The 14,464-nt window shown below is 47.9% G+C and carries 12 protein-coding genes; 7 read left to right on the top strand and 5 right to left on the bottom strand.

The window, feature by feature from the left end:
* Positions 1-20: 20 nt before the first annotated feature.
* Positions 21-638: a rhomboid family intramembrane serine protease gene (locus tag GA693_RS07900; protein WP_005179422.1), complete on the bottom strand. Its 618-nt coding sequence runs from the start codon at positions 636-638 to the stop codon at positions 21-23.
* Positions 639-797: 159 nt separating this feature from the next.
* Here GA693_RS07900 and nfuA point away from each other — a divergent pair, with 159 nt between their 5' ends.
* Together nfuA and GA693_RS07890 are read left to right on the top strand one after the other, a co-directional pair.
* Complete coding sequence (gene nfuA / locus GA693_RS07895) at positions 798-1,436, top strand: Fe-S biogenesis protein NfuA (protein WP_005179419.1); 639 nt, start codon at positions 798-800, stop codon at positions 1,434-1,436.
* Positions 1,437-1,607: 171 nt separating this feature from the next.
* The gene (locus GA693_RS07890) at positions 1,608-3,668 is read left to right on the top strand and encodes a TonB-dependent receptor domain-containing protein (RefSeq protein WP_160241113.1); all 2,061 of its coding nucleotides are present in this window, start codon (positions 1,608-1,610) and stop codon (positions 3,666-3,668) included.
* 72 nt (positions 3,669-3,740) lie between these two features.
* Here the strand turns inward: GA693_RS07890 and GA693_RS07885 are convergent, their stop codons facing one another.
* Together GA693_RS07885 and GA693_RS07880 are read right to left on the bottom strand one after the other, a co-directional pair.
* On the bottom strand, positions 3,741-4,748 hold the full coding sequence (locus tag GA693_RS07885; RefSeq protein WP_104513534.1) for a hypothetical protein: 1,008 nt from the start codon (positions 4,746-4,748) through the stop codon (positions 3,741-3,743).
* 14 nt (positions 4,749-4,762) lie between these two features.
* Complete coding sequence (locus tag GA693_RS07880) at positions 4,763-5,785, bottom strand: alpha/beta fold hydrolase (RefSeq protein ID WP_005179410.1); 1,023 nt, start codon at positions 5,783-5,785, stop codon at positions 4,763-4,765.
* Between the two features lie 309 nt (positions 5,786-6,094).
* On the opposite strand from GA693_RS07880, the gene GA693_RS07875 reads away from it, so the two are divergent.
* The gene (locus GA693_RS07875) at positions 6,095-6,709 is read left to right on the top strand and encodes a carbonic anhydrase (RefSeq protein ID WP_034598190.1); all 615 of its coding nucleotides are present in this window, start codon (positions 6,095-6,097) and stop codon (positions 6,707-6,709) included.
* A gap of 96 nt (positions 6,710-6,805) precedes the next feature.
* Here GA693_RS07875 and GA693_RS07870 read toward each other — a convergent pair whose 3' ends face one another.
* The gene (locus tag GA693_RS07870; RefSeq protein ID WP_005179403.1) at positions 6,806-7,417 is read right to left on the bottom strand and encodes an arylesterase; all 612 of its coding nucleotides are present in this window, start codon (positions 7,415-7,417) and stop codon (positions 6,806-6,808) included.
* 32 nt (positions 7,418-7,449) lie between these two features.
* On the opposite strand from GA693_RS07870, the gene GA693_RS07865 reads away from it, so the two are divergent.
* A complete protein-coding gene (locus GA693_RS07865) occupies positions 7,450-8,175 on the top strand; it encodes an ABC transporter ATP-binding protein (RefSeq protein WP_005179393.1) in 726 nt (241 codons plus the stop codon).
* Between the two features lies 1 nt (position 8,176).
* Positions 8,177-10,660 carry an ABC transporter permease gene (locus GA693_RS07860; RefSeq protein ID WP_005179389.1) on the top strand — a complete coding sequence of 828 codons (2,484 nt, stop codon included), beginning with the start codon at positions 8,177-8,179 and terminating at the stop codon, positions 10,658-10,660.
* Between the two features lie 34 nt (positions 10,661-10,694).
* Here the strand turns inward: GA693_RS07860 and GA693_RS07855 are convergent, their stop codons facing one another.
* Positions 10,695-11,513 carry a rhomboid family intramembrane serine protease gene (locus tag GA693_RS07855; RefSeq protein WP_104513533.1) on the bottom strand — a complete coding sequence of 273 codons (819 nt, stop codon included), beginning with the start codon at positions 11,511-11,513 and terminating at the stop codon, positions 10,695-10,697.
* Between the two features lie 78 nt (positions 11,514-11,591).
* Here GA693_RS07855 and mtgA point away from each other — a divergent pair, with 78 nt between their 5' ends.
* Positions 11,592-12,266, top strand: a complete 675-nt coding sequence (mtgA, locus tag GA693_RS07850) for a monofunctional biosynthetic peptidoglycan transglycosylase (protein ID WP_005179383.1) — start codon at positions 11,592-11,594, stop codon at positions 12,264-12,266.
* A 111-nt stretch (positions 12,267-12,377) separates the two neighbouring features.
* Positions 12,378-14,459, top strand: coding sequence for a polyphosphate kinase 1 (gene ppk1 / locus GA693_RS07845; RefSeq protein WP_005179379.1), 2,082 nt, complete (start codon positions 12,378-12,380; stop codon positions 14,457-14,459).
* The last annotated feature ends 5 nt before the right edge of the window (positions 14,460-14,464 follow it).

Here is a 14,464-nt window from a genome sequence, read left to right as displayed (position 1 = left end):
GCGCTTCAGATTGCTCAAATTTAGAACGGAAGCTGGCTAAGTTTATTCAGGAAATGTGGAATTAAACGCGGCTCAATCATGATGGTGATAATCACCCCATAGGCTGCTCCCCACAAATGCGCGCTGTGGTTAATATTGGAATTGCCACGTTTACCCGACCAGATGCTATAGGCCACATACAGCACCGCAAAAATAATAGCCGGAACCGGAATAAAGAACACGAAAATCAGTTTCCATGGTTCAAACAGGATATAGGCAAACAGTACTGCAGACACCGCACCGGAAGCGCCTAGACTGGCCCAGCGATGATCATTTTTGTGTTTCAGATAACTCGGTAAAATTGCGGCAATCAGACCGCCTAAATAAAACAGTACAAAGCCCAGATCATACAGATACTGACGGTAAAAGCTTTCAATAATGCTGCCGAAGAAAAACAGGGTAATCATGTTAAACAGCAAGTGGGTACCATCGGCATGGACAAAACCGTGGGTAATGAAGCGGTCATATTGACCCCGTTCCAACGCCGGTGGCCAGAAAATCAGCCGGTTCATGACTTTTTCTTTGGAAAAAGCAATAAAGGAGATAATCGCTGTAATCACAATCAGCGTAACAGTATGATTAAACGGTAAATCTAACATAAACAGATGTTCTTCTTTTCGGGTTTCCTGATCATAATGCCATTAAAAAACAAATGAAACAGAACTTTCATAGGATAATTCCGACAATTTTAGTTGAATTTTTTTAATTCCCCCGCATCTTCAGTTAAAATGGCAACTTCAGCATGAGGAAATATTGTTATGTCGACTGAGAACCACAGCACTGCAGTTGCAGAAGAGATTCCAAACTTATTGATCACCCCAAATGCTCAAGAGTATTTAAAAGATTTATTGGCAAAGCAAAATACACCGGGGATTGGTGTGCGTGTTTTTGTTGAGAATCCTGGAACGCCGCGTGCTGAGTGTTGTATGGCTTATAGTGCGCCAGAAGAAGTCGTACCAACAGATTATAAGCAGGATTATCCGGATTTTCCGGCCTATATCGACACCCCGTCTATTCCATATTTACTGGATGCGGTTATTGATTACAACAAAGACCGTTTTGGGGGCCAGCTGACCTTCCGTGCGCCTAACTCGAAAGTGCCACGCGTGGGTCCGGATGCCTCAATCGAAGAGCGTATTACTTACGTATTACAGTCTGAAATTAACCCGGGCCTTGCCGGTCACGGCGGTAACTGTGCCTTGGTGGAAGTGGTTGAAGATCCGGAACACGGTTTAACCGCGATCCTGAAATTCGGTGGCGGTTGTCAGGGCTGTTCAGCGATTGATGTCACGCTGAAACAGGGTGTGGAAACCACATTAAAACAGCATGTGCCTGAATTAATGCGTGTGGTAGACCAGACTGACCACAGCCAGGCCGAAGGTGCTTATTTTAAATAATAAATAAGTTTCACTTCAACAAATGAGCCTCCCATCGTGGAGGCTTTTTACTGTCTTAAATAAATATAATAATGATAATAATTATCAGTATTAATTGAATTATCAGTCAAGATTGTTACAATGCGCAACGAAATACACAGAATTTCTCCTTAATTAAATTGGGATAACCTGATGAATAAAACTCTGAACCAGTCAGCATTATCTTTTGCGGTCCTTGCCGTGATGAGCAGCCTTGCTCAAGCAAATCCAGACAATAGCACTGCAGATGCGACCCAGTTAAATACCATTGTGGTAACCGCTACCGGCTATGAACAGGACCTGTCCAAGGCGCCGGCGTCCATTACCGTGATTGATCGGGAAGAGCTGGAAAAGCGTGAATATAATGATATTACAGATGTACTTAGACATACTCCCGGCGTGGTGGTGTCCGGTTCTGGCTCGGCACAAACCATCAGCATTCGCGGTATGAGCTCGAATTACACCTTGTTTCTGGTCGATGGCAAACGTCAATACGGCCGTGATGTCAATCCAAATGGCGATGATGCCGGTTTTGAGAAAAATATTTTGCCGCCGGTCTCCGCGATTGAGCGAATTGAAATTATTCGTGGGCCGGCCTCAACACTGTATGGAACAGATGCGATGGGCGGGGTGGTGAATATTATTACCAAGAAAGTCAGTGACCGCTGGTCGGGCAGTGTCGAACTGGGCAGTGTCATTCAGGATCAGGGCAATGCCGGTGATATTCAAAATGGCTCGGTCTATCTGGCGGGTCCATTACTAGAGAACAAGCTTGGTTTACAGCTGTCGCTGAATAAGCAAAAACGTGAAGAAGATGCCTATGTTGGCGGTTTTCGCGGGACTGAACGGGAAAGCCTGAATAGCCGCTTGAGTTATATACTCAATGACAATCATGATCTGCAACTGGAAGCCAATTTTGTCCAGCAGGAATCGGAAACCACGGTGGGTAAAACGGTTGCACCGGCCAACAATGCCGCCGATTCCAGTTCACGTAATTATCGTCATGTTTATGCCTTAACCCATCATGGCCGTTATAGCGATCAGCTTGATAGTACCACCTATCTGCAGTATGAAAATTCTAAAAACCCCGATCGTGGTAATACCCAGTTGGGCACCAAAGGCATTGAACTGGATACCTGGACCTTTAATAACCAGTGGAACTGGTTGCTGGGCAATCATACACTGTCTTTTGGTGCGCATTATAAAGACGAGAAACTTACCGACAAGGCCACCAACCGTAATCCGAATGCACCGGAGTTTAGTGAATTAACCCGCTGGTCGGCCGCGGCCTTTCTGGAAGATACCTGGCATTTGAGTGACCGTTTCGATTTAACCGCCGGGCTGCGCTATGACCATGATGAAAACTACAGTGGCCATGTTTCGCCGCGCTTATATGGCGTGTATAGCCTGAATGACCAATGGACCGTGAAAGGTGGGGTATCAACCGGTTATAAACAGCCGGATATTCGTGCTGCCACGGAAGGCTTTTATAGTGTCACCGGCGGTGGTGGTTCACCGTTAGCCACCGGACGCGGCATTATTCGCGCCAATCCGGACCTAGACCCGGAATCGAGTCTGTCTTCAGAGCTGGGCGTGAACTGGCAAAATGACAGGGTCAAGGCGTCCTTAACCGCTTATGTCACTCAGTATAAAGACCGGATTACCGAAGTGCGTGCCTGCGAAACCGATACCGATGGCAGCTCGACCAACCGGGATAACTGGCAGGAGTGGAAATGTTTTGAAGGCGATACACCGTTTTATTTCATCAGTGAACGGATTAATGTCGATGAAGCCGAGTTAAAAGGTGTGGAAGCGACTCTGGAAGCCAGCCTGAGTGATTACACCACGCTCATGGCCAACTATACCTTTACCGATTCCGAATTTAAGACAGGTGAGTTCAAAGGCCAGCCTGTAAACCAGATGCCAGAGCATATGCTGAATATTACGGTCGATCATGAAATTAATGATGCCTTGAATGTCTGGTCACGCCTGCATTATCGTTCAGAAACATCTGCCTATTTAAGCCGGACTTCTGTTGCCCAGCCAAATCCGGGTTATGAGTTTTTAGATGTGGGTCTGAACTATAAATTTACCCCAAATATCAGTGGTAAATTTGGCGTGTATAACCTGCTGGATGAAAAAGCTGAAGACCGTGATGGTGATCAGCTTCTAGATGGCCGCCGTTATGGCATTAGCCTGATGGCCAAGTTCTAATCATCAACGGCTAAACATCTACGTTTCAATGATCAAGCAAGAAAAAGCCGCAATTGCGGCTTTTTTTGAGGCTTAGGTACGGGTGTCCAGAATTTTCTGTGCCGGCTCGGAATAATAAAACTTTTCTAGATAGAGCCGCGCACGTTCCCGTAAATACTGCTGCGACAGCATCTGCTGAATCACGGGGTTTAACAGCTGCTGTAATTCTTGCTGAATCAGGGCTTCATCAATATTCAGATCACGCAATAACAGGTCAAAAGTGCGTTCCTGATTACGTACATACCAGGCGTGTACCCCATCATGTAGCTGCTGTTTTAAATAATCACTCTGGCGCATAAAGTCCCAGATTTCATGACCCAGCGCCACAGTCTGTGGCAGATCCTGTACTTCAATATAGTTTTTTAAGACCGACAAAGGCAGGTCTTTAATCTTGTGCCAGATATTGGCCTGCAGATGATAGAGCTTGTCATCATCAAAATGCTGGTTCAGGACCGATTCACTCATCTGGCTAAGCTTTAAGATATTCTTTTGCAAATAGGCGCTGACTGCACTGTCTAAACTGGAATCGGTCACTGTTTCCAGTACCGATTTACCCATTTTCATAAAACGCGATACACCAGGCACGCTTTTGGCAATCAGTGAATTGTCCAGATAATCCTGAATCGAGTGCTGGATTAACTGGCTGATCATTGCAGAAAAGGCCGGATTGCTTACTACGGTTTTAATCAGACGCTGACGATGACCACTTTTGCTGGCCACATACTGGGCAATTTTATCAATGGTCAGTACCGGAATGACATCGGCAATTTTGGCGCTGTCATTCACCGGATGCACCAGGGCAAAGCGGATGTGTTCTGCAATCTGTTCAATCAGAAAGGCGCTGGCCGGCGTGTCCAGAATCTGTTTTTGCAGCAGGTCATTCAGCTGTTCGCAGCTCCAGAGATCTTTCAGATGCTGCTTGCGGAACCAGTGATAAAAATGCAGAAATTCCTGCTGTACGGTTTCAGGCTGAGAAAACTCATGTGCTAAAAAGTCAAGATGAGCTTCAATCAACTGCTCAAGCATCGGGTTTTGCTGCATACAATCTCTGGAACTTAATTTAAAGGAATCAGTTTATCAGCTAGCGGGTTTTTTAGGTTCTGTGTTTTGGCCAGGAAGGGTAAATAATGTTGTACCACCTGCTGTTCGGCTTCCAGCATTGGCACATGACCGACATTATTTAAAATGACCGGGGTTTCTGCGCGTTTAAACAGACCCTGTAATTCTTTGGCCACTTCAACATTAATAATTTTATCGTGCTTGCCCCAGAGAATCAGGGTCGGTGCTTCAATATTGCGGGTGAGACGGGCAAAGCTGTCCGGGGTATAAATCCGGTTCAGGGTGACCATCTGGTCAATAAATTTTAAGGATTGACTGGCCCGTGAAATTAACAGTTTTTCCTGGGCAGATTTAAACTGCTCTGGCACTTTCGGCGGGTTTTGCATCAGCTGATGCGCAATATGGTCTAAATCGCCCGGCGCGGTGACCACCAGATTTTTCAGTAACAGCGGATCTTTGGTATAAGGCGTATTGGAGTGTTTATAAATACCGGCACTGTTCAGCAGGAACAGGCTTTGGGTATCAAACGGATATTGGGCTGCATAGACCGTTGCCACAGAGCCACCCAATGAGTGCCCGGCAATATTTAGCTTGTCGGCAATATTCAAGGTTTCTACCAGCTGACGCAATTGTGCGCTCATGCTTGGTACAGACAGGTCGAAATTGCCCGAACTCTGGGTTTCACCGGTATTGGGTAAATCGGGGATAATCACATGATAGGACGGGGTGAGAAATTTGGCCACCCGGTTCCAGTTGTCGCGGTGTCCGGCAAAGCCATGTAACAGCAAAATGGTTGGCCGATTAACATCGCCGCCTTCATTATAGCGCCAGGTAATATTGCCAATTTTCAAGCTTTTCGAGACCAGACCCGCCGCCTGGCGTTCAGTCTGATAATAATGCTGCACCACCTGCTGTTCAGGCGAGAGTTTGGCGGCAGAGCTGAGCAGAGGCGCAGACAGTGCCAGTGCCAGGACTGCCAGTCGTGGCCAAGACAAAAATCGCGAAGAATCCTGCTTCATTGACGATATCCCCAAGAATATTTTTTAAATAGGCGTCGGCTTGGCTTGTTTGAATTGTGTAAATTTTCGCCTTAAGTCGAATTGAAAATGCTGTTTCTGGTTATTGTAAGGGCTTTGCAGAAAATGTCACCTAGCTGTTTTTTGACCGGGTTGGTGTGCTGCTTTTGAAGTGTGATGTAAATCGCAATTACTTTAGGAAAATTTGAAAAAATTTATCTTATAAAAATTGATCAGCTATTTTTTTTGCAAGTGACTTTGCCCCAGCAGAGGATTAAAATGCTGAAAATTCAAAAACTGGTGGTAACAAGAATGCTCACAGCTCAAGAGGCTTTAGAACGTCTTAAACAAGGAAACCAACGTTTTGTTTCGGGCAATACCAATCATCCGAAACAACTAACCCACCATCAACGTGCAGAGATGGCCGAAGACCAGAATCCTTTTGCGATTGTGCTCGGTTGTTCTGATTCACGTGTACCTGCAGAAATGGTTTTTGATCAGGGACTCGGCGATCTGTTTGTGATTCGTGTGGCAGGGAATATTGTTGCGCCATCTCAGGTCGGCAGTGTTGAATTTGCGGCAGAGCGTTATGACTGCGCCGTGGTTGTGGTTTTGGGCCATAGTCACTGTGGCGCGATTCAGGCCACCATTGATACCTTGATGTGCCCGGACTGTCCACCATCTGCCAATCTGATGTCAATTGTGAACCGTGTTCGCCCGTCCGTAGAAACGCTGATGCAGACTGAACTGAAAAATGATTTGGCCAAGCTGTCGAAACATGCGGTTCGTTCTAATGTGTTTGCCTCAGTCAATCAGCTACGTCATGGTTCAGCAGTGTTAGAAAACCTGATTGAGCAGGGGCAGCTGAAAGTCGTAGGTGCAGAATATTCATTAGAAACCGGTGAAGTAACTTTCTTTGATTTTTAATTGATTCTAAAAATAATCAAAAAGCGGGCATTGATGTCCCGCTTTTTTTATGGCTGAAATCCGGATCTTGAAAACCATCTCAGCGTTGAATCGGCTTTATTTTAATGCTGCCTGAATGAAGGGATAGGCATTTTTCAGCAAAATGGGCTGGGCTGCAGCCGTCGGATGGATCAGATCTTTTTGCATCAGGGTATTTTTACCGGCGACACCGTCTAGGAAGAAGGGCAGTAATTTGACCTGATAACGTTGGCTCACCACTTTGTAGTTATTTTCAAACGCCTTGCTGTAGGCGCTGCCATAATTGGGTGGCATTTTCATGCCAAATACAATCACCTTGGCTTTGGCCTGTTGACTGTGCTGAATCAGCCGCGCCAGATTATTTTGAATCAGCTGCGGTGGCTGACCACGCAAGCCATCATTACCGCCCAGTTCAATTACCACCACATGCGGCTTATGCGTTTGCAGTAATTTGGGCAAACGTGCCAGCGCGCCGCTGGTGGTTTCGCCACTCACACTTGCATTGACCACTTTATGCTGTTTCGGATACTGTTGCTCTAAACGTTTTTGTAACAGATGGACCCAGCCTTGTTGTGGTTGCAAACCGTAACCGGCACTTAAGCTGTCACCCAGAATCATGATGGTTTTGGCAGACACCAGCATGGGCATGAAGGCAAGCCCCGCCACAGCGAAATAAGCAAAACAACTCATTTTGAAATTGCGAATGTGCATTTAAGGATACTATGACTCAATTCACTACAGATACCGCCATCATGCCACAAAGCATTATTTCTGCCCAACAATTGACACAAAAGATACAACTTGCACAAAAAACACTGACGATTTTTGAAAATTTAAATCTGGAGATCCGGGCCGGGGAACAGGTAGCAATTACAGGCCGTTCCGGTTCAGGCAAATCAACCTTATTGGGGATTCTGGCGACCTTGGATCAGGCCAGTGCCGGGCAGTTAACGGTCTGTGGTGAATCAATTCAGGAGCTGAATGAAGAACAGCGTGCGCTGGTGCGGCTGAAATATATTGGTTTCGTATTCCAGTCGTTCCAGTTATTGCCGCATTTAACCGCACTGGAAAATGTCATGCTGCCGCTACGCTTGCAACCGAATTTTAAATTTGCCGAGGCCGAACACAAGGCGCGTAATCTACTGAAAAAAGTCGGACTGGAACGGCAGGCAGAGCAGACCCCGAAAGTCCTGTCGGGTGGTGAGCAGCAACGGGTGGCGATTGCCCGGGCTTTAATCAGTGAGCCTAAAATCATTTTTGCCGATGAACCGACCGGGAATTTAGACGGAGAAACCGCCAAAGAAATTGAACAGCTGTTATTTCAACTGAACCGTGAACTGGGGACCACCTTGGTGCTGGTGACGCATGATCCGAAACTGGCGCAGCAATGTCAGCGTCATTTTGAACTCAGTCAGGGACAGCTGCTGGAACACCCGGCAGGAGGATGAGATGAACCCGCTATTTCGTCCTTTACTGACCCAAAGTTTTAAAAGTACCGGCGTTTATCTGTTACTGATTGCGCTAATTCTGGCAATTAGTGCCACAACCGCGCTGAAATTCAGCAATGAGCAGATTCAAAATGCGGTGGCTTTGCAGGCGGCAGAAATGCTGGCCGGTGATCTGGTGCTGTCCGACAATAAACCGATTGCACCGCGCTGGGAAGCGGCGGCCGATGAATTGGCGCTAAAGCAGTCACATGTTACGGTGTTTAGCTCGATGGCACATACCGGCGATGAATTTGTGATGGTGAATGTCAAAGCCATTGATCAGGCCTTCCCGTTACGCGGTGAGCTGCGGGTTGCGCCCCAACCTGCTGCTGCCATTCAACCGGGCGAGGTCTGGGTTAGCCAGCGCGCGATGGAGCTGCTGAAAATTCAGGTGGGCGATACCTTAAATATTGCCGATGGCGCCTTTCAGGTCACGGCCAGCATCGAGCATGATTCCAATCAGGAACTGGGCTTTAGCGGTTTTTCACCGACGGTGATCATTGCCCAGCAAGATGTGGCGCGTACCAATGCCATTCAGGTCGGCAGCCGGATTAATTACCGCTTGCTGATGGCTGGTACACCCCAGCATACCCGCCAGTTCGAGCAGGATTTTAAACAGTATCAGGAGAGCTTGCCTAAGACTCAGGAAGTCGATGGGCAGAATATTAGCGAACCAGATGGGCTGCGCCTACGCAATGCCAGTGAAGGCAATACCCGCTTGATGCGTCCAATTGCCAATCTGGATACCTTTTTACAGCTGGCCAATATTCTCACCATTTTACTGTGCGGCATTGCCATTGCCCTAACCAGCCAGCGCTATGTACAGCAGAATCAGGATCATATTGCTTTAATGCGTTGCATTGGCGCGACCAAGAAGCAGATTCTGGGCGCTTATCTGACCTTGTTGGCGGTGGTGCTGTTACTGGCGATGCTGCTCGGTAGTGCGGTCGGCATTACGCTAGGCTATGGGCTGTTGCAATTGATGTTACAGCTGATTCCGCATTTGCAATTGCAGTTTTCCGCTGTCGAGATGCTGCTGGGGCCACTCCCGATTGCCATGCTGACCAGTGCCGTGGTACTGCTGGGCTTTATTTTGCCAAGTCTGTGGCAGCTGCTCAATACCCCACCAATCCGGGTGATTCGCCAGCAGGAAAAATCGGTTCAGTCGATGTTGTGGATGCTGCTGACCGGCACACTCAGCCTGATGCTGTTTAGTGTGGTGCTGACTGAAAATATCGTACTAACGCTATGGGTCATGGGCGCCATCATCCTGCTGTGTAGCGTACTCTATGCCGTGGTGTGGAGCTTCCTGAAATTGATCCGTAATTTAAAAAGCGGCATCTCGGCCTATGTACGCACGCCGTATCAGACTGCGTTTCAGATTACCGCGCTGGCGCTGGGCCTTAGCCTGATTACCGTGCTGGCAGTATTACGTACCGATCTGCTAGATCGCTGGCAGCAGCAATTGCCGGAAGGTACGCCAAACCAGTTTGTTTATGGTTTACCACCGTTTGATATGCCAGAGTTTCAGGCGCAACTTGAACAGCAGGGCTGGCACAGTACACCGCTGTACCCAAATGTGCGCGGGCGGCTGGTGGCGAAAAATGATCAGCCCTTTGCAGAAGCGCTAATCCAGCACAATAATTCGCTCCGACGTGAATTAAACCTGACCCAGGCCGAGCGCTTTCCGGCCGATAACCTAATTGTGGCCGGACAGGAACAGTTTAGTCAGGTCGGGCAGGTTTCGGTTGAAGCCAATACTGCGCAAGAACTGGGCATTGAGATTGGCGATACGCTGACCTTTAGTTTGCCAGAAGGCTTGTTGCAGGCCAAAGTCATTAATCTGCGCAGCGTGGAATGGGAAAGCTTTAGTCCGAATTTCTTCTTTATTTTTTCACCGCAAACCATGGATGAAAATGCCGGCAGCTATCTGGGCAGTTTCTATGTGCCAGAGCAGGACCGGCCGGCACTGGTGCAGCTGATCCAGCAGTTTTCCAATACCGTATTTATTGATGTCAGTCTGATTCTGGAAGAGATTAAACGGATTGTGAATGTGTTGGTACAGATTATTACCATTCTGGCAGTGTTGGTGGCGGTCTCCGGGATTCTGGTGCTGATTGCCTGTTTAAACCTGCTGATGGATGAGCGGAAACGTGAAGTGGCCTTGCTGCGTTCTTTTGGTAGTTCCAAGCAGAAACTAAAACGGATGATGAGTCTGGAAATTGGTCTGATTGGCGGAATTGCCGGAGTGGTGGCCTGTCTGTTTGCCGAGGTGATTAGTGCGATTGCCAGTTACCGGATGGAACTGGCAATTCAGCCACACTGGGAAATCTGGCTAATCTTGCCGGTTGTAATGACTTTATTGTGTGCTTTAATTGGCCGTTATCGGCTTAGTTATTTATCTGATATTCCGCCTTTGCAAAGCCTGCGAGAGATGAATCAATAAGTTTCATCTCTGCATTAAAATGGTGGGGTATGCGTTACAGCTGCAATTGCTGGCGCATCATCTGTAGAATTTCCTGCCACAGCGGGGCAAGCATCTGTACCTGTTGCAGACAGTACTGATAAAACAGCCAGCTGATGATGGCGGCGCCGGTCAGCGCCAGCAGTGAAAACAGCGCTGACTTGTGCAGCTTCTGGCCGATGTACCAAAGTGCTGCCAAGGCTGCACCCATCACCATGCCGCCAATATGTGCGGCATTGTTAATTCCGCTAATCATAAAGCCCATAAACAGGTTCAGGCCCATCACCAGTAACAGGGTTTTCTTATCCAGCAGAAAACGCTGTTTCGGCAGGCGTGGCAATAATGATAAAACCGTCAGGGAAGCACCCAAACCCATCACCGCACCGGATGCACCAGCGCTCACACTTGGCAGTAAATCCGGGCTGGTCAGGCCATGCGCGAGAATCTGTAAGGAATCCTGAATCTGTAAATAGCCACTGAGCAGGCTGCCCATCAGTCCGGCCAGTACATACAGGCCTAAAAAATACGGCCGGCCAAAAAGCTGTTCGGCCACGCTGCCAAAAATATACAGGGCCCACATATTCAGCATCAGGTGAATCATGCCAAAATGGAAAAACATGCTGCTGAACAGACGCTGCGGCTGTTCGAGAAAGGTCAGGGGAGCATAGTCGGCGCCCCAGAGAATCGCATCTCGGGTGCTGGGCTGGCTGGCATCGACACCGGTCAGGATTTGCCAGGCAAATACACCAATATTGAGGGCAATCAACAGGGCCGTCAGCCACCATAAATGCGTTTCGGGTTTACGGTGAATCAGCGGCGGTGAATATTCAGACATGCTATTTTTATACAATGATGATTTATTTCGTTATAAGCTTAACACGAAAAATTCACGCCTCAGGAGCCCCAAGCTGACATGAAAGCTTTTATTGTCCGTACCTTATTAATTCTTGTCAGTCTGTTTTTATTGATCCAGTTGTGGATTTTCTCGAGTCTGGCCTGGTGGCGAACCCAGCCGGTACAAAGTACCATGATGATGCGCCTGGACTACTGGTCAGATACTTCCCAGCCTATCCGGCATGAATGGCGTGACTATGACCAGATCAGTGAATATCTGAAAAAAGCCGTGGTCGCTGCCGAAGATGGCAAGTTTATGCAGCATCATGGCTTTGACTGGGAAGGTATTCAGCATGCACTAGAACGTAATAAAGATCAGGGTCAGGTGGTGGCTGGCGGTTCGACCATTTCCCAGCAGCTGGCGAAAAACCTGTTTTTATTTAACCAGCGTTCGTTTTTGCGTAAAGGTCAGGAAGCCATTGCGACCTGGATGATGGAACGCATGTGGAGCAAGCAGCGGATTCTGGAAGTGTATTTAAACTCGGTAGAGTTTGGCGACAATATTTACGGTATTGAGGCGGCGACCCAGCATTATTTTGGCAAGTCTTCACGCAGCCTCAGCCGTGAAGAAGCGATTTTTCTGGCCGCGATTTTACCGAATCCGAAATATTATCAGGACAACCGTTACGGTCGTGGTCTGGAACCACGTAAACGCATGATCCGTAAATACATGCGTTACAGCGAGATTCCTTGAGTTGTAAAATTGAAAAAAAGCCCACAGCAGTGGGCTTTTTTTATGAAATTGTCACAAAATTGAAGCATACTTATGAATAGTGAATACTTGAGAAAAAGTCATAGGGTGCATATGAATACGGCAGCGAGCGCGACCCCTGCGCAAATAGACTATACCTATAATGATCGATACATCAATCGTGAGCTTTCTATCCTCGATTTCCATTTGCGCGTGCTGGAGCAGGCAGTCGATCCTTTGCATCCGTTGCTGGAACGTATGAACTTTTTACTCATCTTTTCACGTAACTTAGATGAGTTTTTTGAAATTCGTGTTGCAGGTGTCATGGAGCAGCTGGATTTGGGCAATGAAAGCCGTAGCCCGGATGGTCTGACTCCGAAACAGGTACTGGAGCAGATTTCCCAAACTGCCCACGCTGCCATTGAGCGCCAATACCGTATTTTAAACCAGGAAATTCTGCCTAAACTGCGTGAAGAAGACATCTGTTTCTTGCGCCGTGGTGAGCTGACACCGGCTCAATCGGCCTGGGTGAAAAAATATTTTCAGGAACAGGTGGCACCGGTCTTAACGCCAATCAGCCTGGACCCGGCTCATCCATTCCCGCGTCTGGTCAATAAAAGCCTGAACTTTATTGTGACGCTGGAAGGGAAAGATGCCTTCGGCCGTCAGATTGACCTGGCTGTGGTGCCAGCGCCGCGCTCTTTACCACGTGTGGTGCGTTTGCCAGATGAATTGACCGGTGGTAAAGAACATCACGTGATGCTGTCTGCAATTATTCATGAGCATGTATCGGACCTGTTCCCGGGCATGACTGCGACTGGCTGTTATCAGTTCCGTGTGACCCGTAATGCCGATTTGGCCTTAAACGAAGATGTCGAAGATCTGGCCAAAGCGCTGAAAGGCGAGCTGAACTCCCGCCGTTTTGGCCGCGCGGTGCGTCTGGAAGTGACCCAGAACTGTCCGCAACCGATTTATGAATATCTGCTGAATGAGTTCGATCTGCATGAAGATCAGCTCTATAAAGTGGATGGTCCGGTGAATCTGGCGCGTTTATTGTCTAACTTTAAACGTCCACATTTACGTTATGACTCACATACGCCAGTGATTCCGAAAGTGTTGAAAAAGTCCGAGAATATTTTTTCGGCCATGCAAAAGCAGGATATCTTGCTGCATCATCCGTTTGAATCCTTTGCCCCGGTGATTAACCTGCTGCGTGAAGCGGCGCGTGACCCGCAGGTACTGGCAATTAAACAGACTTTGTACCGTAGTGGTGCCGATTCTGAAATCGTACAAGTCTTAGCGGAAGCGGCGCGTAATGGTAAAGAAGTGACCGCGGTCATTGAGCTGCGTGCGCGTTTTGATGAAGAATCCAATATTGCCGTGGCCAACGTGCTGCAAGAAGCCGGCGCGGTGGTGGTCTATGGCATTGTCGGTTATAAAACCCATGCCAAAATGATTCTGGTGGTACGCCGTGAAAATAACAAGCTGGTGCGTTATGTGCATTTGGGTACCGGTAACTATCATGCCGGTAATGCGCGGATTTATACCGACTACGGCTTGCTGACCACAGACAAGGAACTCTGTGAAGATGTACACCGCATTTTCCAGGAACTGACCGGCATGGGTAAAATGGCCAAGCTGAAAAAGCTGCTGCATGCGCCGTTTACCCTGCATACCCAGCTGATCAACTTTATTGATGATGAAATTGCCAATGCCAAAGCTGGCAAACCAGCGCAAATTATTGTGAAGGTGAATGCCTTAACCGAAATGCAGCTGATCAATAAACTGTATGAAGCTTCCCAGGCTGGCGTGCAGATTGACCTGATTATCCGTTCGATTTGCTGCCTGCGTCCGGGCTTGCCGGGGCTGTCGGAAAATATCCGGGTACGTTCCATTGTCGGCCGATTCCTGGAACATACCCGCGTGTATTACTTCAGCAATAATGGTGATGCACGTATTTACTGTTCAAGTGCTGACTGGATGGACCGTAACCTGTTTAACCGGGTTGAAGCCTGCTTCCCGATTGAAGATCCGGCACTGAAAAAACGTATTTATCAGCAAGGTCTGCAAATTTATCTGCAAGATAACCAGCAGGCGTGGCTACTGCAGGGAGATGGTACCTGGATTCGTGCGCAGGCCGCAGAAGGTGAGCCGGCTTCCAATGCACAGCGCACCCTGATCGAGATGATTCAGTAAGCGAA

This window comes from Acinetobacter indicus, assembly GCF_009914475.1.
GTDB classification, from domain to species: domain Bacteria; phylum Pseudomonadota; class Gammaproteobacteria; order Pseudomonadales; family Moraxellaceae; genus Acinetobacter; species Acinetobacter indicus.
Note: the sequence above shows the minus strand (reverse complement) of the source record. Positions and strands in the feature narration are given on the sequence as shown.